General features: G+C 35.4%; 17 protein-coding genes. 11 read left to right on the top strand and 6 right to left on the bottom strand.

Annotated elements, in window-relative coordinates; genetic code table 11:
- Positions 1–13 precede the first annotated feature (13 nt).
- The 4 genes from JNL75_12320 to sufD all read left to right on the top strand — a co-directional run bounded on the left by JNL75_12320 (position 14) and on the right by sufD (position 4,085).
- Positions 14–1,927 carry a RecQ family ATP-dependent DNA helicase gene (locus JNL75_12320; GenBank protein MBL7790605.1) on the top strand — a complete coding sequence of 638 codons (1,914 nt, stop codon included), beginning with the start codon at positions 14–16 and terminating at the stop codon, positions 1,925–1,927.
- Between the two features lie 175 nt (positions 1,928–2,102).
- On the top strand, positions 2,103–2,405 hold the full coding sequence (rplU, locus tag JNL75_12325; protein ID MBL7790606.1) for a 50S ribosomal protein L21: 303 nt from the start codon (positions 2,103–2,105) through the stop codon (positions 2,403–2,405).
- Positions 2,406–2,431: 26 nt separating this feature from the next.
- Positions 2,432–2,689 (top strand): 50S ribosomal protein L27, encoded by a 258-nt coding sequence (gene rpmA, locus JNL75_12330; GenBank protein ID MBL7790607.1) that lies wholly within the window; start codon positions 2,432–2,434, stop codon positions 2,687–2,689.
- 76 nt (positions 2,690–2,765) lie between these two features.
- Positions 2,766–4,085, top strand: a complete 1,320-nt coding sequence (gene sufD / locus JNL75_12335; protein MBL7790608.1) for a Fe-S cluster assembly protein SufD — start codon at positions 2,766–2,768, stop codon at positions 4,083–4,085.
- Positions 4,086–4,474: 389 nt separating this feature from the next.
- Here the strand turns inward: sufD and JNL75_12340 are convergent, their stop codons facing one another.
- From JNL75_12340 to queG, 5 genes are all read right to left on the bottom strand, one after another.
- On the bottom strand, positions 4,475–6,472 hold the full coding sequence (locus JNL75_12340) for a KUP/HAK/KT family potassium transporter (GenBank protein MBL7790609.1): 1,998 nt from the start codon (positions 6,470–6,472) through the stop codon (positions 4,475–4,477).
- A gap of 82 nt (positions 6,473–6,554) precedes the next feature.
- Positions 6,555–7,631 (bottom strand): porin, encoded by a 1,077-nt coding sequence (locus tag JNL75_12345; GenBank protein ID MBL7790610.1) that lies wholly within the window; start codon positions 7,629–7,631, stop codon positions 6,555–6,557.
- 120 nt (positions 7,632–7,751) lie between these two features.
- Positions 7,752–7,928 (bottom strand): hypothetical protein, encoded by a 177-nt coding sequence (locus JNL75_12350; GenBank protein ID MBL7790611.1) that lies wholly within the window; start codon positions 7,926–7,928, stop codon positions 7,752–7,754.
- Positions 7,929–7,935: 7 nt separating this feature from the next.
- Complete coding sequence (locus tag JNL75_12355) at positions 7,936–8,451, bottom strand: hypothetical protein (GenBank protein ID MBL7790612.1); 516 nt, start codon at positions 8,449–8,451, stop codon at positions 7,936–7,938.
- A 104-nt stretch (positions 8,452–8,555) separates the two neighbouring features.
- Entirely contained in the window at positions 8,556–9,497 is a 942-nt protein-coding gene (queG, locus tag JNL75_12360) for a tRNA epoxyqueuosine(34) reductase QueG (GenBank protein ID MBL7790613.1), read from the bottom strand.
- A gap of 169 nt (positions 9,498–9,666) precedes the next feature.
- Between queG and JNL75_12365 the strand changes: the two genes are divergently transcribed.
- The 7 genes from JNL75_12365 to JNL75_12395 all read left to right on the top strand — a co-directional run bounded on the left by JNL75_12365 (position 9,667) and on the right by JNL75_12395 (position 19,285).
- Positions 9,667–10,662 carry a ribonucleotide-diphosphate reductase subunit beta gene (locus JNL75_12365; GenBank protein MBL7790614.1) on the top strand — a complete coding sequence of 332 codons (996 nt, stop codon included), beginning with the start codon at positions 9,667–9,669 and terminating at the stop codon, positions 10,660–10,662.
- Between the two features lie 19 nt (positions 10,663–10,681).
- A complete protein-coding gene (locus JNL75_12370) occupies positions 10,682–13,114 on the top strand; it encodes a ribonucleoside-diphosphate reductase subunit alpha (protein MBL7790615.1) in 2,433 nt (810 codons plus the stop codon).
- Positions 13,115–13,442: 328 nt separating this feature from the next.
- Positions 13,443–14,096 carry an SMI1/KNR4 family protein gene (locus tag JNL75_12375; protein ID MBL7790616.1) on the top strand — a complete coding sequence of 218 codons (654 nt, stop codon included), beginning with the start codon at positions 13,443–13,445 and terminating at the stop codon, positions 14,094–14,096.
- A 79-nt stretch (positions 14,097–14,175) separates the two neighbouring features.
- Positions 14,176–15,438 (top strand): DNA cytosine methyltransferase, encoded by a 1,263-nt coding sequence (locus tag JNL75_12380; GenBank protein ID MBL7790617.1) that lies wholly within the window; start codon positions 14,176–14,178, stop codon positions 15,436–15,438.
- Positions 15,435–16,058, top strand: coding sequence for a hypothetical protein (locus JNL75_12385; GenBank protein MBL7790618.1), 624 nt, complete (start codon positions 15,435–15,437; stop codon positions 16,056–16,058). The genes JNL75_12380 and JNL75_12385 overlap by 4 nt, the downstream gene beginning before the upstream one ends.
- A gap of 637 nt (positions 16,059–16,695) precedes the next feature.
- A complete protein-coding gene (locus JNL75_12390) occupies positions 16,696–17,355 on the top strand; it encodes a hypothetical protein (GenBank protein ID MBL7790619.1) in 660 nt (219 codons plus the stop codon).
- 67 nt (positions 17,356–17,422) lie between these two features.
- Positions 17,423–19,285, top strand: a complete 1,863-nt coding sequence (locus JNL75_12395; GenBank protein MBL7790620.1) for an ABC-F family ATP-binding cassette domain-containing protein — start codon at positions 17,423–17,425, stop codon at positions 19,283–19,285.
- Positions 19,286–19,342: 57 nt separating this feature from the next.
- Here the strand turns inward: JNL75_12395 and JNL75_12400 are convergent, their stop codons facing one another.
- The gene (locus JNL75_12400; protein ID MBL7790621.1) at positions 19,343–21,538 is read right to left on the bottom strand and encodes a glutamine synthetase III; all 2,196 of its coding nucleotides are present in this window, start codon (positions 21,536–21,538) and stop codon (positions 19,343–19,345) included.
- Positions 21,539–22,182: the final 644 nt, after the last annotated feature.

The following is a 22,182-nucleotide window of genomic DNA, read 5'->3' on the forward strand; positions in this document are numbered from 1 at the left end:
TTAACTTTACCCTGTGATGCAGTTGGCAAGAGAAATATTAAAAAAATATTGGGGATATAGTGATTTTAGACCAGCCCAAATACCAATAATTGAATCTGTAGTATCAGGACGAGATACCCTAGGATTATTAACCACAGGAGGTGGTAAATCCATTTGCTTTCAGGTACCTGCTATGATGACTGAGGGTACATGCGTCGTCGTAAGCCCTCTGATAGCCTTGATGAAAGATCAGGTAGCTCAGCTCAATCGACGTAAAATTCCTTCGGCAGCCTTTTATTCAGCTCAATCGAAAGAAAATCAAACTAAAATATTAGACTATCTTCATGCTGGTAAATTGAAATTTCTCTATATTTCACCGGAGCGATTAAATACTCAAGATTTTAGAACTCGATTGAGGCAAGTGAAAATCAATTTATTAGTCATAGATGAAGCTCATTGTATTTCCCAATGGGGTTATGACTTTCGTCCAGCTTATTTAAAGATAACCAATGCCTATGAAGTATTAACAAAAGTTCCTATACTAGCCTTGACTGCTACTGCTACACCGAGGGTCGTGGAGGATATTCAGGAAAAATTAGAAATGAAGCAACCGAAGATATTCGTTTCTAGTTACTTCAAACCAAACTTGAGTTATCAAATTAAGTTTTCGGAACGTAAAGTCGAAGATTTAGTAGCATGGATAAATAGGCTATCAGGTTCCGGCTTGATCTATGTCAATAGACGAATAGTAGCAGAAGAACTAGTCAAGCAATTGCGAAATCAATTCCATATAAATGCTGATTACTACCATGCAGGATTGTCAGCAGAAGTAAGGAATGAGAAACAAGATGCCTGGCTTAAAAATCCGAATTCCATAATGATAACAACAAATGCTTTTGGAATGGGAATAGATAATCCAAAAGTGAATTATGTGATACATTATCATTTCCCAGCGAGTCTGGAAGCATATTTCCAAGAATGTGGACGCGCAGGAAGAGGTGGACAAAAAAGCTATGCCATCAGTTTAATTTCAGATGCAGACATACATGAAAAGGAAGAATTAATAAAAAACTACCCAACAATAGACGAGGTGAAAAACCTCTTATTATTATTATTCAATTACTTCGATATCCCTTATGAAACAGGGAAAAACAGGCGATTCAATTGGTCGATAGATGAGTTTCTTATCAAATACAAACTAGATTACGGACATACCCAGAAATGCCTGCAAATTCTAGAAGATAACGAGTTTATATATATTCAAGATGCTTTCTATAAACCAGATGAAATACAGATAATAGCCAATGAAAATCAAATAAAAGATTTCAAAGATCAATATCCTGACTATGGACAATTATTGACTAATATGATTCGTGGTTTTGAAGGTATTTACTATAAAAAGAAGGTAAATCTGTATAAATTCTCTAAAACCTATCACTATAATATCTCAGAGCTCAAGAACAGTTTACGAAATCTAGCTAAAAAGGAAATCATACATTATGAAGCAGCTAGCAATAAACCAACTCTGGAATTTCTTATCGATAAATTAGCTGCAAAAGATATTCCTTTAGATATACAACAATACAGAAAAAGAAAGGAAATATTACTGAATCAGCTCCAAGCCTGTCTGAACTATATACAAAGTAAAAAACCGTGTAGAAGTCAACAATTATTGACTTATTTAGGAGAATTAAACTCTGATAAATGCGGCATTTGTGAAGTATGCCTTGGTGAAAAAAATTTCATTTCACAAGAAGATTATCTTCGTATGAGAGACATCTTACTTTTAAACTTAGAACTGAATAACTATACTCCTATAGATAAACTGGCGAAACTACTTAAAAAATATCCAGAACAGGCTATTCGCAAAGTCCTAGATCGTATGCTTGAGATAAATGAGATAGAGAAAGGAGTAGGTGAGGTTTTTAGGAGAAAAAAGAGTTTCTGAGCGTCGAATTTTAACAAATGTAGGATCAGATTTTATCTTAATAATCAAGTGATTACTCTTTTTCACAAATCGTGAAGTCCTAATTTTCAGACAAAAATGGGGAAATCTTGAAAATAGGCTTGTAAACAAAAAATAAAGTATTATCTTTGCAAACTCAAAAAAACGCAGTAGAGATATGTATGCAATCGTAGAAATAGCTGGAAAGCAGTATAAAGCAGAAAATGGAAAATTTCTTTATGTAGATTTAATAGGTGGCAAAGAAGGCGATAAAGTATCCTTTGACCGTGTATTGTTAACCGATAATGGAGGAAAAGTAACTGTAGGGACACCTACCACAGGTACATCTGTATCTGCAACCATATTGAAGCATAAAAGAGCAGATAAAGTGATCGTTTTCAAAAAGAAGAGAAGAAAGGGCTATAAAGTGAAAAACGGTCATAGACAAGGTTATACCCAGATTCAAATAGAAAGTATTTAATTTTAAACCCTAAAAATTAGAAAGAAATGGCTCACAAAAAAGGTGTCGGTAGCTCGAAGAACGGAAGAGAATCACACAGTAAGAGATTAGGAATCAAAATGTTTGGTGGTCAGGCAGTGACTCCAGGTAATATCATTGTTCGTCAAAGAGGAACTGAATTTCACCCTGGAAATGGTGTTGGAATAGGCAAGGACCATACGATATTCGCTATGATAGAGGGTGTGGTAGAATTTAAGAAAAAGGCAAATGAGAGAACTTATATCAGTGTTCTTCCTCAAGCATAATCTAACTATTCTTTAATTATTTATAAAAAACTCTGCTTAACTCAATGGCAGAGTTTTTTTTTATATTTTTGCCTCTATGAATACCAGTACATATAGTTATAAAGATATTTTCAAAGAACAAGAAAAAAATCTAGGTGCTCTTCAGAATAGTTTTATCCATAATGCTAAACTAGATGCTTTTGATGATTTCTATAAGTTAGGATTTCCTACTCGTAGAAATGAGGCATGGAAATATACCAATGTATCCGCATTTACCCGCGCCTCACTCAATCCTTTGTTTTACCCCCAAGTGCATAGTGATATCAAGAAAAGTGACTTTCGCTATTATGATCATATCAAAGCAAATAAGTTGGTCGTAGTCAATGGGAGTTTTCAAAAACATTTATCCGAAATCCATGAAGACCCAGACAAGGTAGCTATTATGTCTGTATCAGAAGCTATTACGGGTGGAGATCCATGCTTTGCCAAGCATTTCAACTCACTCGCTCAAAATGGCACAGATCATTTCTCAGCGCTTAATACCTCCATGTTTGGGGATGGTATATTGATACATGTTCGCAAGAATGTGCAATGTCAGTATCCTATTATTTGGTTTTTTATATCCAAAGACAACTCCGATTGTATTATCAATCCTAGAAATCTTATAATTTTAGATAAAGGCGCACAAGCTGAGATAATCAAAGATCATCAAGGATTGACAGAAGGAGATTATTTTATCAATGCCGTGACCGAAATCATACTTTCCGAAGATTCTACTCTGGACATGACTTCCATTCAAAATGAGACTTCTCATGGATTGCACTACGTAAGTACCAAGGAAATCACTCAAAAGAAAAATTCTACATTAAACTTTAATACGATTTCTCTTTCTGGAAAACTGATACGCAACAATCTGCGATCTGCACTACAAGATGTAGATATTCAGTGCAATATACGGGGTTTGTATTATGGCAAAGACCATGACACCATTGATAATAACTTTCTAGTAGAGCACAAAGCTGAAAACTGCATGAGCAATCAGCTCATAAAAGGGATATTAAAAGACGATTCTAATGGTATTTTTACAGGTAAAATATTTGTACATAAAGGCGCAAATAAAACCAATGCATATCAAAAAAATAACAATCTCCTCCTATCTGAAAATGCGACAATGAATTCTCGTCCTCAGCTAGAAATCTATGCCGACGATGTGAAATGCAGCCACGGTGCTACGAATGGGCAAATAGACGAGAATGCTAAATATTATCTCATGTCTAGAGGATTAACTGAAGAAACTTCCCTTTCCTTTATTCAGTATGCCTTTGTAGCAGAGGTATTTAGTTTTATAAAAAATGAAGGTATTCGAAATTATCTCGATGAGGTTTTTCGCTACAAGCTAGGACTGGGACATATCTAAGGTTAGTTTTTAAACTCAGATTAATTATAACCACATAAGCACATAGAAAAGTTAGAAAATTTTTATAGACATTAAAATGCTCAAACATAGTTTAGACTCTATAGTGAAGGCGCTTTAGCGCACTATGCTGTCCTATTTATAATATATATTGTACTGTCTAATTCTAAATCTATAATAAAATCTATGTTTCTATGTGGTTAGAAAACAATTTGTCGCAAGGTTTTTCTATGAAAATATTGGGCTTTTTGTATCTCCATTTATTTTATAAAAATTCTTCTTTAACACATTATTGGTCGTGGATTTGCAAGTTTTTCAGCAGAACCTATCTAAATAATACCAATAGCTCTATAAACCCATATTCTGATAGAAGGTTTGATTTCGAATTTAGTTTAATAATTCGGCTTATGTTCTAATCTCACTAATGTCTGGTCCATAGTTGGTTTAATCACCAAAGGTATTTTCTCTACAACCAGTAGGTTTTTATCAATATTGAACCACTTTTCAGGTGAGGCAGTGAAAGACTTAAACCAAAGATTGATTTGAATAGCCAGTCTATCCCAGAATCCGAGGTCATTATCTGTAGATAGCTCTTCTTCTAAGATTAGAAATTTAAAATCACCTGATAGTTTTTCATCATCAATTAAATGATAACGTCTATCAATATTGGTTATTTCTCCTTTCTTAACCATATCTTCTACAGCTTGTTTTAGAAACTGACTTATTCTTTCTTCAACCTTAAAACCTAGAAAAAAAGTAATGCGATAAATATCATTTTTTACGATTTCCTCTACCTTGTATTCACAGGTAAATGGATAACGGGTCACATGTACATGCACAAACCAATAATTATCTGCTCGCTTGGGCTGCTTATGCAGTATGGAATAGAAGACTTTATTCTCTACTTCTTCCTCCTTTGGAGAAGTCGTCATAAATACAAGATTCGTAGCAAATTTTTCCTGCGACGTATCATGACTAAGAGCCATTAGCTGATCTTTGTAGGCGTTAATAGGTACAAACTCTCTAAGAGCTTTTTTGATTCGCATGGTACGATAACGGCTAAACATTAGCACAATAAAAACTCCAGCTATTAATACTGCGATATATCCGCCATGAAAAAATTTCAGTAAGTTTGAATAGAAAAATAAGGTTTCAATAAATAAAAATATTCCAATAAGACCAATGAGGTATAACACTGATTTTCGCTTGACAATAAAGTATTCTCTTAACAAAATGGTAGTCATTATCATAGTAACCGTTATGGATAAACCATATGCAGCCTCCATATTGGCTGCTTTCTCAAAATAAAGCACTACAAAAATACAACCTACAAGTAGAAAATTATTTATAAAAGGTATGTAGATTTGTCCTTCAGACATTGACGGGTATTTCACTTCAATTTTTGGAAATATATTTAAGCGTATGGCTTCACTTATTAAAGAATAACTTCCGCTTATGACCGCTTGCGAGGCTATGATGGCCGCCAAACACGCAAGTATGACCATGAAAACTTTAACTGCTCCAGGAATCATGTAGAAGAATGGATTTTGACCATTTAAAGTTTCACCGACATGATTAAGTAAAAACGCACCTTGACCCAAATAATTGAGAATAAGACAAGTCTTAACGAAAATCCAGCTGATTCGTATATTTTCTCTTCCTACATGCCCTAAATCTGCAAAAAGAGCCTCCGCACCTGTAGAACAAAGGAATACTGCTCCAAGCAACCAAAATCCACTAGAACTGGCGAGAGTAGTTGGATCTTGATAGAAGTTAAATATCATTTTGATAGCATAATAAGGATTTAGAGCTTGTAAAATTTGAGGATTTTGTAGAATACCATAAACTCCTATTGTTGCTAACATTGAGAACCAAAGCAACATAATAGGTCCAAAACTTCGACCAACTTTCGCAGTGCCCAATTGCTGGAGTAAAAAGATACCTAAAATAACAGCAATAACAATAGGAACAGTATTAATATCAGGCTTGAAAAAAGAAAGTCCCTCAATAGCAGAAGAAACCGAAATAGGTGGTGTAATGACACTATCTGCAAGCATCATAGCGCCTCCTATCATAGCTACCCATATAAGATATCCTCTTTTTCTTTTTCGTTTGATCAACGCGAAAAGTGAAAAAATTCCTCCTTCACCTTTGTTATCAGCTTGCAGAGTGAATATTACATACTTAACTGTCGTCAATAAGGTAATTGTCCAAAACACCGCTGATATGCCTCCATAAACGAGGTCTTCTGAGATTACTTTATTAGTAATAATTGCGCTCATTACGTAGAGTGGCGATGTACCAATATCACCATAAATAATTCCTAAAGAAACTAATAAACCGGTTAAAGAAAGAGGGTGATGATGTCCACCTTTTGAGGAAGTTTGCATAAAAAAGTATTGCTATTTTTTATTTGAATTATCAAAAATTGTGCAAATTTAAGAGGAGTTTGAATTTTGTATTCGTTTATTTTTAAAAAGAGAATATACAAGCCGAAGTAATGGAGTGATTTCTTTCATTCAGATGATTAAAAATAGCATCTTTAGACTGTAAAAACTTGTATTCTAGTCGAATTTTGATATTCGAATTTATATGATAATCTTGATTTAAAGATGTCCCAAAAGTCTGGAATCCGTTTAATGAGCCTGTAGGAAAAATGATACCTTGTTTATCAGCATAGTATTCTACTCGAGCCGCAGTTGTCCAGTTTGGAGTCCAACGATAACGAAGAATAAATACAGGCGAATACCATGTAGCATAATCATTAAAGTTATATTTATCTATTCCTAGATCAAGTCCAAAAATAAACCCCCATTTTTTCTGCGATTCATATTGAAGATATAGATTATGAAATTGTCGTAGCGCCTTCAAACTATCTGGTTGAGCATTCCCTATGAAATTACTATAATTTAAAATCCACCCATCTTTAGGCTTATACTGAAACTGGAAACCTAATGCAGGCATAGGAGAACTATTGGGTAATCGCTGTATGCGCTGCCAGCCATTTAAGACGAGAATAGAAGAATAGAACTTTTCATTTTTACTGGTATAGGAGAGTTTAGCACCAGCCTCATAATATGGTGATCCCTCTGCCAAAAGACTTCTAGTCAAGGTCCAACAATCTCCACTGACTACACTTTCAAATCCTAGATGAGATGGCATAATCCCAATATCAAACCATATATTTTTACTTTTTAATAACTTAATACCTGCATTCGCTTCATAGATAAACTTTGCCCATGCGGGCTCAGAGGCTAAATTATATTGTGCATAGGTTCCTACCATAGCACCTAAATTAGCTCTGTAGTTTTGTTTTTGATAATTTGCCTTTACAAAGATGAGATTGGCTGTGATTTCGTTGTGTCTTTTATGATTATAAACGAAGTTTGATTTTTCATTATTAAAAGGCATTGAAAAATCATAACTGTAGTAGAATTCGCCATATGCACTGAGGGTTAACGGTTTCGTTATAGTATCGGTGTGTGCCGTTTGACCTTTTAAATTAGAACAATAAAATATTGGAAAGAGGAGTAAAAAATGGAATCGCATAAATTTTACAAATCGACGGTGAGATTAAATTTAAAAAACTATATACTTGAAAATTATAATCTTGCAATATTAAGCCATTAACTCAATTGCTAAGATCATCGATACTTTTTTTAAAAAACACTAAGTCTTAATTAACTCTTTTTTATGAGTACGTCTTTTTGTAGATAATGAAGTTTTTATTTTTTTCAGCCTTTTCCGTTCTTCTATAAATTCTGTAAACTCTTTTTCTTCTCTTTCGGAAAGAGGAATAGTTTTAATTATGAAGTCAACACCATCAGGTTCCTTGATATATCCCATATTCAGTTTATTTAAAATATTTTTCTACTAATTTTTTGGCTTCATCAGACTCTATAAACATTCTTTGATTTCGATAATGTATAGCTCCTAAAGTCTTTTGGTAATGAATGATGAGTTGTGTTTTTGCGGTAAATGCTACATAACCATCAAATCCACTTTGAAAAGAGACCTTACAACAATAGGCCACTAAATTACCAGCTACGCCTTCGTATATTTTTTTCTTTCCAATATTGAATGGCGCACTTTCTAAGAGATTCATTTCAACATATCCCTTTTTCTTAGATAAACTCACTATTCCTTGTACGACATGCGGACTGCTAGTTATTGTCAATTTATATACTTCTCGGGTTAAATCTACATATTCAATATTCCAATCAAAATTCCATTTATTTTTCTTGTTAATAGTTTTCAACTCCTGTTTTGTCAAAAGAGAAACTTCTGTCTGAAAACTATCGCCTGTATAAACATTAACAATAGAATCCGTTAATCTATCAATAACAAAATCTAATTCTCGATTTTTCACACCTCTAAAATACTAAATTTAAAGTAAATTATAGTTGATTTTTAGCTCTTTCATTGTGGGTATTATATTTCCATTCTCAAAAAGTAAATATCACTCTTCAATATTTACTTCTTCTTACTATGCTCGAGATTTCGCATCAAACCCTTATATCCTGTGCGTTTGATTGGGCTATCGTGAAAAACTTCATTGAAATTGTCTTCCGTGATTTCTTCCCAGGTACTTCTTCTCATATCTGAGAAAATATCTTTATCCTGAAATTCAGATTCTGCGTGCTGTCGGGCTCGAGCATTGATAGGACATACGTCTTGACAGATATCGCAGCCATAAATCCAGTTTTGACTATTTTCAGAATAATGCGCAGGCATAGTTTCTGCCTTGTATTCAATAGTTAAATAAGATATGCACTTATTGCTATCCACCACATAGGGTGCCACGATAGCTTGTGTAGGACAGGCATCTATGCATTTCGTGCAGCTACCACAGAAATTTTTGACAGCTACATCGTAGTCTAGCTCTATATCTACAAATATTTCCGCTAGAAAAAAGAAGCTACCTTTGGACTTGGTGAGTAGCAATGAATTCTTCCCTATCCAGCCTACACCGCTCTTTTCAGCCCATACGCGCTCCATCACCGGTGCACTATCTACAAATCCCCTCGCACTGACATCCCCTACTTCTTTTTTTAGAAAATCGATGACCAATTTTAATTTTCTTTTCAACACCTTGTGATAATCACGACCTCTAGCATACTTGGAAATCTTAATTTTTTCTGGAGCATTTTCTTGACTCTCTTCCTTAAAGTAATTATAAGATAAACTAATAATACTTTTAGTATTCTCATGTAGTTTTTGAGGTGATATTCGCAGGTCAAAATGTCGCTCCATATAACTCATTTCCCCCTGAAAACCATTCTTTAACCACAGTTCTAAATCTTTTGCTTCCTTTTCTAAAGTAATAGCTTTAGAAATTCCAATATCTTGAAAACCAATGCTTTTAGCATATTCTTTTAATTTCTGACTTAATAAAAATCTGTTAATATTCTCCAAATCTTAGTCTTGCAATGGGTCGCAAATTTTAATATATTTTTTTAAACACCTGTGGATATATAATTGTGAAATCGTCACTTAAAAAATTAGTTTTGTCATCAGAAAGTAACCACAGGATTTTCTACAAAAATTAATAAATTCTTAACAAAGATACAAATATAATCATCTCATGGAAAAAGCGCAGAATATTGAGCCTATATTACAAGACACCAAAGACCGTTTTGTGCTTTTCCCTATCCAATATGATAGTATTTGGAAAATGTATAAAGCAGCTGTCAATAGTTTCTGGGTAGCTGAGGAAATAGATTTACAGCCTGATTTAGAAGATTGGAATAATAAATTAACTGCTGACGAAAAGCATTTTATTTCTCATGTATTGGCATTCTTCGCAGCGAGTGATGGCATAGTGAATGAAAATCTGGTAGTCAATTTTATGCAAGATGTCACTATTCCAGAGGCGCGTTGTTTTTACGGTTATCAAGTAGCTATTGAGAATATACATGCAGAGACCTATAGTCTATTGATAGATACCTATATCAAAGATCCGAACGAAAAGGAAAGATTATTCAATGCTATAGAGACCGTACCATGTGTCAAGAAAAAAGCAGAGTGGGCACTGAAATGGATTGAGAAATCGACTTCTTTCGCAGAGCGCCTTGTGGCTTTCGCTGCGGTAGAAGGTATCTTCTTCTCGGGTTCTTTCTGTTCTATCTATTGGCTTAATAATAGAGGATTGATGAAAGGTTTGAGCTTTTCGAACGAATTAATCTCAAGAGACGAAAACCAGCACTGCGATTTTGCTTGCTTGTTATATTCTATGTTAGAAAACAAACTTTCAAAAGAAACCGTTACTTCTATCATCACCGAGGCCGTGACTTATGAAAAAGAATTTGTGAGCGACGCCTTACCTGTATCCCTCATAGGAATGAATTCTGGAGCTATGTGTCAATATATCGAATTCGTAGCTGATAGATTATTAGTCTCTCTTGGATATCCAAAGGTTTATAATGCGACTAATCCATTCCCATGGATGGAAATGATATCGATGAGACCTAAAACAAATTTCTTTGAGAGAAAAGTAGGTGAATACCAAAAAGCGGGAGTAGATAAGGCAGCAGAGGATACAGCCTTTAGCATACCACAAACCAATGAAATAGATTTTTAAAAATATAAAGTAATATAATATGTACGTAATCAAAAGAGGAGGAAATCAAGAGCCCGTCATGTATGACAAAGTCACGGAGCGTGTACGCAAGCTGTGCTATGGTTTGAATCCAGAATATGTAGTGCCTCAGCGTGTGACCAAATATGTCATCAGCGGTATATTCGATGGTGTGAGTACCTCACAGCTTGATGAATTAGCGGCTCAGACTGCAGCTTCTATGACTCCTATTCACCCAGACTATGCGGTCTTAGCTGCGCGTATCGCTGTTTCTAATTTACATAAAAATACCAAGAAGAAATTCTCTGAAGTGGTAGATGATTTATATCATTATGTACAAAAAGAAACAGGTGCCAAGGCTGGCTTGATAGCGGATGATGTCTATGAAGTTGTTATGGCTAATAAAGATAGACTCGATGCAGCTATAGTACATGCGAGAGATTCTTTCTATGATTATTTCGGTTTTAGAACCTTAGAGAAATCGTATTTACTTAAAATCGATGGGAAAATCGCAGAAAGACCGCAGCATATGATCATGCGGGTAGCTGTAGGTATCCACAAGGGCGATATCGACTCAGCTATTGAGACCTATAACATGATGAGTGAGAAATGGTTTACCCATGCTACACCTACTTTATTTAATGCAGGTACGCCTAATCCGCAGCTTTCTTCTTGTTTTCTACTCACTACCAAAAATGATAGCATTGATGGTATATTCGATACGCTCAAGCAATGCGCCCAAATTTCTAAAAGCGCAGGTGGTATAGGTTTAAGCATACATAATATCCGAGCCAATGGTAGCTATATCAAGGGTACGAATGGTACATCGAATGGAATCGTACCTATGCTGCGTGTATTTAACGATACTGCGCGCTACGTAGATCAGGGAGGAGGCAAACGCAAAGGTGCTTTTGCTATATATCTTGAGCCTTGGCATGCCGATGTCTTAGACTTTCTTGACCTCAAAAAGAATAATGGTAAAGAAGAAATGCGTGCAAGAGATTTATTCTACGGCATGTGGATTCCAGACTTATTCATGAAGCGACTCAAAGTAGATGGAGATTGGTCACTATTCTGCCCTAATGAGTGTCCTGGTTTAGCGGACACCCACTCAGCAGAATTCGAAACGCTTTATGAAAAATATGAAGCAGAAGGAAAGGCCAAGAAAACTATTAAAGCATCTGAAGTTTGGTTGAAAATCCTCGCTTCCCAAGTAGAAACAGGTACTCCATATATTCTATACAAAGACCATGCGAATTCAAAATCAAATCAGCAAAATCTAGGAACGATTAAGAGTTCGAACCTATGCTGCGAAATCATAGAATACACATCAGAAGATGAGGTGGCTGTTTGTAACCTAGCATCTATCGCTTTGAATAAATTTGTGACAGAAGATAAAAAATACGATTTTAAAAAACTGGAAGAAGTGACCGCTCGTGTCACGAGAAATCTCAATCGTATCATCGATGTCAACTACTACCCAGTCATAGAAGCACAGAATAGCAATATGCGCCATAGACCGATAGGTATTGGAGTACAGGGCTTGGCGGATGCATTCATTTTAATGCGTATGCCATTCGAATCGGAAGCAGCTAAAAAGCTCAATAGAGATATTTTCGAAACCATATACTACTCCGCAATGAAGACGTCGATAGAACTTGCAAAAGAAGAAGGTAAATACTCTAGCTTTGAAGGGTCTCCGCTATCCAAAGGAATATTCCAGTTCGATTTGTGGAATGTCAATCCAGGAAATGAGCGATACGACTGGGAAAGCTTGAGAAAAGAAGTAATGGAGCACGGTGCTCGCAACTCACTCTTACTAGCTCCTATGCCTACCGCATCTACCTCACAGATATTAGGAAACAACGAGTGCTTCGAGCCTTATACCTCCAATATTTATATCCGTAGAGTGAATTCTGGGGACTTCATTATCGTCAATAAGCATTTATTGAATGACCTTGTGGACCTAGGTTTATGGTCAGAGGATTTGAAAAATAAAATCATAGCTGCCGATGGATCTATCCAAAATATCCAAGGCATTCCGCAGCATATCAAAGATCTCTACAAAACCGTATGGGAAATCAAGCAGCGCGTCATCATAGACATGGCTGCCGATAGAGGTGCCTTTATCTGCCAGTCTCAATCTATGAATATCCACTTAGAAAATCCGAATAACGCTATGCTCACGGCTATGCACCTGCATGCATGGGAAAAAGGATTAAAGACAGGAACTTACTATTTACGATCTAAAGCAGCTACTCGCGCGGCACAGGTGACTATCGAAAAAGAAGTAGCACAGCAGCCAGAAACCGAAGTAGTGCCAGAAACCAAGGTACAAACCATCAAAGAACCTGCTAAATTCGCAGCAGATGTTCTCGATAGCTTCACCGCCGAACCAGTCGTCAACGGCCCTGTATGCACCATGGAAGAAGGGTGTATTAGCTGTAGTGGGTAGGGGTTGGAAGTTTTTAGTTATTAGTTGCAAGGGATTAAACGCAAAGTGAGCAGAGATTAACAAAGGGTCTCTGTGCCACATTAGCAGAAAAAAGAGTAATAGCACAGACATCACTTCGTCTATGTCCGCGCCAGAAGGGATTAACATAAATTCAATCAGCAGAATTTACGAACTATTAGTTTAGTTAACGCCTTCGTCCATTATGGTATGAGTTATAACCATATCAACGCCCTGATAGGTGTTTCACCTTACACAAATATAAAAACTTATACCTTTGAAATAATCGCCTTAAAATATACCTTTCCACCCACTCTTGAAAGATAGTATTATGATGAACGAACAACTAAAAAGAATATTAGTTAAAATAGATCAACTCAAAGGATTGGATAGTTATTTTACTGTATTTGGCTCACAAGAACATAAATACCAACTAAATCATCCTGTCTCAATCGACAAAGTTCATGAATTTGAACGAAAATATGACATAAAACTGCCAAGAGAATATGTAGATTTTGTTACAATACTTGGTAATGGAGGCGCTGGACCGTTTTATGGACTCGAGCTATTTGAAAATTGTTTGTTTGATGATCTAAACTATAAATATGAAAATTCTTTGTTAAATCCAAGTAAGCCCTTTTTGTTTACAGAACCTTGGAACCCCCGATTTTCGACTAAATTCAGCAAAGATAATGCAGAAGAAAATGAAATAGAATATGCAAAATTTGAAGAGATATATTATAGCAAAGAACATATGAATGGAACTATTACTATATGTAATTATGGCTGTGGTGCAAGTTTGCACTTAATAGTCTATGGCAAAGAGTATGGAAATATATGGACGGATGACAGAGGAAGTGAGAATGGAATTTATCCTTCTTTTGAACTTGGGAATAACCAAAATATTTCCTTTTTAAATTGGTATGAGCTGTGGTTAGATAATTCACTTCAAAAATTCCTTGCCCCTACAGGTGGTTCTATCTGACTTAGAAAAAATCGGTTTCGTTTTTTGATATCCTTTGTAATTTTGTATATAGGTTACAGAGGTAAGATACGATGATAAAATGAATTTAAAGGAGCGGATTAGCATTGATGAATTGGATGGAAAGCGTTTCCAAATTCGACTCATAGAGCCATTAGAGGATCGAAAAGCTATTTTGACTCATTATCTTCATAACATCCAAAATGGGGTTTCAAAACACTACAAAAAAAACGCTTTAAAAGTCTTAAAAGAATACATAGACTATAAAGTCGAAAATGATAATATATCAATAGTTGCCGAATATGCCATTCAACAAATGTTATTTGAAGTCCAGAATGTACCTTTTCCGACACCAAAAAATTACACGTTTAAATTTATAGATTTATTTGCAGGAATTGGAGGTTTTAGGATTGCAATGCAAAATCTGGGTGGAAAGTGTGTATTTACAAGTGAATGGGACAAAGAAGCTCAGAAAACGTATAGAGCAAATTTTGGAGAAGTGCCTTTTGGCGATATAACTAAATCGCATGTTAAAAGTTATATTCCCAAAGAATTTGATGTTTTATGTGCAGGATTTCCATGCCAAGCTTTCTCAATAGCAGGCAAACGCGGTGGCTTTGATGATACAAGGGGGACGTTATTTTTTGATGTAGTTGAAATAATTAAGAAACATAAACCCAAAGCGATTTTTCTTGAAAATGTAAAAGGTTTGAGAAGCCACGATAAAGGGCACACTTTGGCAACTATATTGAATGTATTACGCAATGATTTAGGTTATTTTGTACCCGAACCTCAAATAATAAATGCTAAAGAATTCGGAGTTCCTCAAAATAGAGAAAGAATTTATATTGTAGGATTTCATGAAGACACTGGTGTCTCAAATTTTCAATATCCAAAACCAATTAAGAAAAAGGTGAAATTTGCTGATATAAAAGAGAAGCAGGTTGTACCAACAAAGTATTACTTATCAACTCAATATGTTCAAACTTTAGTAAATCATAAAGCACGACATGAAGGGAAGGGAAATGGATTTGGATATGAAATTATTTCTGATGATGGCATTGCAAACACAATCGTTGTTGGAGGAATGGGTAGAGAGAGAAATTTAGTGTTAGACAATAGAATTACAGATTTTACACCTACTACACACATTAAAGGTGAAGTAAATAGAGAAGGGATTCGCAAAATGACTCCACGAGAATGGGCAAGACTACAGGGGTTTCCAGATAATTTTATTATTCCAGTTGCGGATGCTTCTGCATATAAACAGTTTGGCAATTCTGTCGCTATACCAGCTATTCAGGCTACAGCAAAAAAGATTTTAGAATTAATTTTAAATAAATGAATCAACTAAATAAATTAGGAATCACTGTTGGAAAGGATAATAAAGCTGAAATAGTTTTCGATTCGTTGTTTTCAGATTTCAGGCAGGTCAAGTATAGATATCCAACAGAATATGTTGCTACCTATTGGAACGCTTTTAAGAATCATGAAGAAAGCAATAATAATCTTAATGGAAAAATTTTTGAATACATTTTAGCTACTTTGTTCGTACGTGAAGGATTATTACCTTTATATTTGAGTGCAAAAGTTGCGTTTGTTCCAAACGTTATTTATGACTTAATGTTTTATACCGCAGAACGTGGTCCTATTTGTATTTCAGCAAAGACAAGTTTAAGAGAGCGATATAAACAAGCTGATTTGGAAGCAATAGCTTTAAAATATGTACATAGAAAAGCATTAAGCTATTTAGTAACACTTGAAGAAAACGAAGCAAGAAGCGTAAAAGCAAAAATTAAAAGTGGAGATGTAATTGGGCTTGATAACGTTGTGGTTGCGACTAACTCTGAGTTCAATGATTTAATAAATGAACTTAAAACATTTCAATTTTCAGAACCTCCAACAGTAAAAGTAATAGAAAGTAATCAAGTCATTACATCAGAAAAATTAATGAATTTGAATTAATAAACAGGACGAATATCTAAAAGCCAATTATTAAACCCTGCGCCTATCAAGGTATTGCCACCTTGGCTAATAAATTTTAAGATTTCAAGGTTGATAAAAATCTATGGGCTATGTTGAATTGTATGGGTAAAATATTTATCGGTCTATGTTGAATAGTTTGGCTTGATTTGGAGCCATGAATCACATGTCACCCCTCTGGGGTTTAAAAGTTATAGGTTATTTTGTCTATTACAAACAGACCACTCCTACGGAGTTAAAAGCCGAATGTTAAATTGAACTATATACCGGATTCAATTGAAAACTAATTTATACAACCCTACTCTGTTTAACTGCAAAAATAAAATGAAGTTTCTAGATATGAGTCTCTGACTACGTCGCGGTGCACTGAAATCTCTGATTTCATGCTTTTTATTCATTGCAACACAAATATAGCTTTTTTATTTTGTAAATTACAAATTTACTAACACTTCGACGAAGTCACAGACATTCGCTGAACGCTGCACGAATTCGACTATAGACTCCGGCGAACAGGGGAAAGCAAAAAAAACTTTTCGAAATTTAGCTTTTAGAGCCATTTTCACAATTATTCAAATTAGTATAGCTATTTAATCGTAATTTTATAATCTAAAATTTTATCATGTTCAGAAGTTTAACCTTTGGTTTTTTATTGATTTGGAATTATCATGCATTTACGCAGAATGTAAAAAATATAGAATTGGCGCCAAAGGGTGTTTATGCAGAGGTGGATGTCGAAGTTAGCAACGGATTGGTGAACTTTTTAACGAGAGGTGAAGCGGATGTCAAGCAGAAGGCTGCCGAAGAGGTATTGAAAAACCCAAACAATTATAACCCTACGGTTTTATTTGCCTTATCGCAGGTACTTTTTAATTCTGATAAAAAAGATCAGGCTTGTTTTTGGTTCTATGTAGCTCAACTCAGAGCTCGCTATGATGCAAATCGATGCATGGATATAACAGCCACATCGGGACTTGCCGTTCTCAATGAACAATATGGCACTACTATCAATCAATATGCATTTAAGGATATAAATAAATTGAAGGAAACGGTAAAAAGTGTCGTGTCATTTGTCAGATCGAATGAAGAAAACTATGACCCTAGATGGATGAATCTACATGGAATGGATGCTATAAATGCTAGTCTAGATAAAGAAGATAATAAGAAAACAAAACAGAAAGAACTCAGTCAACCAAAAGCAGAGTGGAAGGCGATTAAAGAGAAAACAATCAATGATTATTTTGCAGACTTTCAAGAGTTTTTGAAATCTTTGAAAAAGTAAAACTTCTTATACAACAAGTTCTACATAGATTTTTTCTTGTAGATTTGCGCTCCAATTTTTCTTATCCATGAACTACCTTGCTATCGAAAACCTTACGCTTCATTATGGCGATAAGGTCATATTTGAAGATATCCATTTCTATATCAATAAAGGCGATAAAGTAGCATTGGTAGCCAAAAATGGCACAGGTAAAACGACGCTTTTAAAAATGATATTCGGTGAGGAATTACCTAATAGTGACGCTAAGTTCTTTATTCACTCTGATGTCAAAGTGGGGTATCTGCAGCAGGACACCCCTTTGGACGAGTCTAAGACGATACGCGAAGTATTATATAGTCAAAACTCTGAGAAATTTCTAGCGATAGATCATTATAAAAAAGCTATGGAGGGCAAGTACTCTCTGGAAGAAGCTATGGCAGCTATGGACAAGCTACAGGTGTGGGATTTAGAGTCTAGGATGAGTCAGATTTTAGGCAAATTGGATATTTATGACCTCGAACAGCGGGTGGGAAGTCTATCTGGTGGTCAGAAAAAACGAGTAGCCCTTTCTGCTATATTAATCGAAGAACCCGATCTCATCTTGATGGATGAGCCGACCAACCACCTCGACCCTGAGATGATCGAATGGTTAGAAAACTATCTCAGAAGTAGAGAATTGACACTACTAGTCATAACCCACGACCGCTATTTTCTCGATGCTGTCTGCAATCAAATCGTAGAATTGGAAAACGGTAAAATGCAAAAATATCAAGGGAACTATGCCTACTATTTAGAAAAGAAGCAAACTCAAATAGAAGTTCTCTTCGCTCAAAATGAGAAGATGAAGAATATATTTCGCAGAGAGAAAGAATGGATGAGCAAACAACCAAAAGCTAGAACCACCAAGGCTAAATCCAGAATCAATAGCTTTGAAAATATCGAAGAAAACACGATACTCAAGCCTAAAAAAGAAGAATTGAAATTGGAGACAGTCGAGAATAGACTGGGGAGCAAGATTCTTGAATTTCACAAGGTTTACAAATCATTTGGTGATAAGAAAATTCTTGAAAATTTTGAATATAAATTCAAGAGAAATGAGAAAGTAGGTATTGTAGGAAAAAATGGTGTGGGCAAGACGACGTTTTTAAACCTGATATTAGGTCTAGAGAAGCCGGACAAAGGTGAAGTAGTGGTAGGAGAAACTGTAAAAATAGGATACTATAGACAGGAAAATAATGAGTTCGATGGTGAAAAGCGTATGATAGAAATTATCAAAGATGCAGCAGAGCATATTCCATTGAAAGGTGGTAAATCCTATACTGCTGCGCAAATGCTGGAGCGATTTTTATTTCCCGGACACATGCACTATGTATTTGTCAAAAAACTAAGTGGTGGTGAAAAGCGCCGTCTGTCGCTGATTCGCACCTTGATGCTCAATCCAAATTTCCTTATACTCGACGAACCAACGAATGATTTGGATATCATCACCTTAAATGTATTGCAGGAATTTATAGAAGAGTTTGAAGGCTGTGTCATAGTTATATCGCACGATAGATACTTTATGGATAATTGTGTAGAGCACCTCTTCTGCTTCGAAGGCAATGCCAAAATCCGAGACTATTATGGTACTTACACGGAGTACAGAAACGAAATTCAAGAGAATAAATACAATCAAACCGAAACAAAAACTACCACAGAGAAAGCAATAGAGCTAAAACCTAGCAGTAAACCATCAGGTATTAAGCTGAGCTATAATGAACAAAGAGAGTTTGAAAAAATAGAGAAAGAACTCCCAAATTTAGAAACTGAGCAGTTAGAATTATCAGCTAAACTCATGGATAATTTACCATTCGATGAAATGCAAAAAGTCACAGACAGACTCTCTGTCATCGCCAAGATTATCGAAGATTATAATATGCGCTGGCTAGAACTAGCGGAGAAAATGGGGTAAAAAAGTGTTGAACTTATTATTATAAACTCAACACTTAAAACTTATAATTATTAACTTCTATTTCAAACTCAATATTTCTCTATACTTCGGTAGCGGCCATAGTTTGTTATCTACTAACTGCTCTAATTTATCTGCATGGTAGCGGATTTCGTCGAAATAAGGAACTACTTTATCACAGTATGCTTTGGCTTTGGCGGCATTGTCCTCGATTTTATTACAGATTTTTCTGGCTTCTATCATAGAATCGACCAATGACTTAACTTGAGCAAGGTGTCCTGAAAGGTTCTCTACAAGCTCTGCCTGAGCCTTGTACATATTTTTATCGAATCCCGCTTCTTTCAGTTTTAAAATATTATCCAGCATATTATTTTGATATTGGATAGCTGCAGGAATAATGTTATTCACGCAAAGTTCACCGATTAATCTTCCTTCGATTTGTACTTTGAGTAGATAGTTGTGATTGAATATATCATAACGAGCCTCCATTTCTCTCTCGGAGAGGACTCCATGACGAGCGAATACATCTACATTTTCTTTGACCATCCAGAAATCAAGTGCGTATGGAGTGGTGCGAACATTATTCAATCCGCGTTTAGCAGCCTCTGCCGCCCATTCTTCGCTATAATTATCCCCTTCGAATAAGATATTCTGTGATTCTAAAATATAGTTTTTCAATACACGCATGATAGCACCTTCCTTCTTCTCCCCTTCTTTGCTTATAAGAGCTTCCACATCATTTCTAAATCGTAAAAACTGATCTGCTACGATAGTATTGATGACGACCATGGTCGAAGAGCAGTTCGCGGAGGATCCTGTAGCTCTTATTTCAAATTTATTGCCCGTAAAGGCAAAAGGCGAAGTTCTATTTCTATCCGTATTATCCAATAAGATATCCGGAATCTGATTATGAATATGCAACTTTAAATCATCGGTCAATAATTGATTAGATTTTTTATCACTCACTTTTTCTGCTATGTCGTTGAGAACATCTGTCAAGGCCTTACCTATAAATACGGAGATAATAGCTGGTGGAGCTTCATTGGCTCCTAGTCTATGATCATTGCCTGCGGAGGCTATAGCTGCTCTCAATACATCACTATATTTGGCCACTGCCGCTATCACATTGACAAAAGTGGTGAGGAAAAGGAGATTATTTTTAGGGGTCTTACCTGGGGAGAGTAAATTTTTACCGGTATTAGTGCCCAAAGACCAGTTATTGTGTTTACCACTTCCATTGACCCCTTTAAAAGGTTTTTCGTGCAGCAACACTTTCAATTTGTGCTTCTGCCCTACTTTGTCCATAACGTCCATCAGAAGCTGATTATGATCTACCGCTACATTGCACTCTTCAAACATAGGGGCGCACTCAAACTGGCAAGGAGCTACTTCGTTGTGTCTTGTACGAATAGGAATACCTAGAAGATGACATTCTTTTTCTAGGTCTATCATAAAATTTAAGGCTCTATCTGGTATAGCCCCAAAGTAATGGTCTTCTAACTGCTGTCCTTTGGCTGGTATGGCACCTAAAAGCGTTCTACCGGTATACATAAGATCTGGTCGTGCATGGTAAAAAGCCTCATCTACTAAGAAATACTCTTGTTCCCAGCCCAATGTAGCTGTGATTTTAGTAGCTGCTTTGTCGAAATAATTCACGACGGGCAATACCGCCTTTTCTAGTGCCTCTATAGATTTGAGCAAAGGTGCTTTAAAATCTAAGGTTTCCCCTGTATAGCTTATAAATATGGTAGGAATACAAAGTGTTTTTCCAAAATTGCTCTCCATTAAAAAAGCTGGCGATGTAGGATCCCAGGCAGTATAACCTCTGGCTTCAAATGTTTGTCGTATACCACCATTTGGAAAACTAGATGCGTCAGGTTCTTGTTGAACTAGATTATTGGCACCAAAACTCTCTATAGCCTTGCCATTTTCCGTAGGTTCAAAGAAAGAATCATGCTTCTCTGCCGTGAGACCAGTCAATGGCTGAAACCAGTGTGTATAACTCTTGGCACCGTTTTCTATGGCCCAATTTTTCATGCCTTGTGCGATATGCTCTGCTGTCTCTCTATCTATTTTTTGATTGTGTGATATACATTCCTTGAGCTGCTTATATACCTTGTTCGATACATAATTTTTCAATTTGTCATCTGTAAATACATTCTGAGCATAGTAGTCCGAAACCTTGTGAGAAATAAAATCAATCTCTGGACTTTTCCTATCAAGAGCTTCTTGTATAGCATGAAAACGATTCATAATGGAAATATTTTATTATTTATGCGGGCAAAATTATAGAAATTTTATTATTTAAATAATATTTTCTCATATATATTTTATTTTAATATAATGTAGAGGAAATTTATACACAGATATATCATTTTATTACTTGGTAATCAATTATTCATAACTGTTGACAATTGCAACTATACTATAATACCGTAAGCGTATTAGTAATACCGTTTGTATTTATGTATCCGTCCAATATCACTGTAGTTCATTGTACTGAACATTAATAACAACGGCATTTACCATAGCAAGGTTTTAAAATGAGTTGGACCATTTTAAAACCGCCATTGGTTATAATAAATTTGTAAAGATGGAATTTTATAAATCCCTAGCAACTGACTAGAGGGTATCATAAACCCAAATTCCGCATTAGAAAATGCAGAATCGATTAAGAATTTGTATTTCAATATTTTGCAATCCCGTACGCACGGGATTGAAACAAATTCTAAATCGTCCCGAAGGTTCTTCGGGACAACTAAATCATATAGTTCGCCACGCAGTGGCTTCTAATGATTAATTCTATCTAACTACCCCTCAATTAGCTAGTATACAGTCTTTTGCAATTTTATATTTCTCAATTGTTTTATTGATATAATGTATTTTATTTTTTTTAATTA

It is taken from the genome of Chitinophagales bacterium (genome assembly GCA_016787225.1).
Lineage (GTDB): Bacteria > Bacteroidota > Bacteroidia > Chitinophagales > JADJOU01 > CHPMRC01.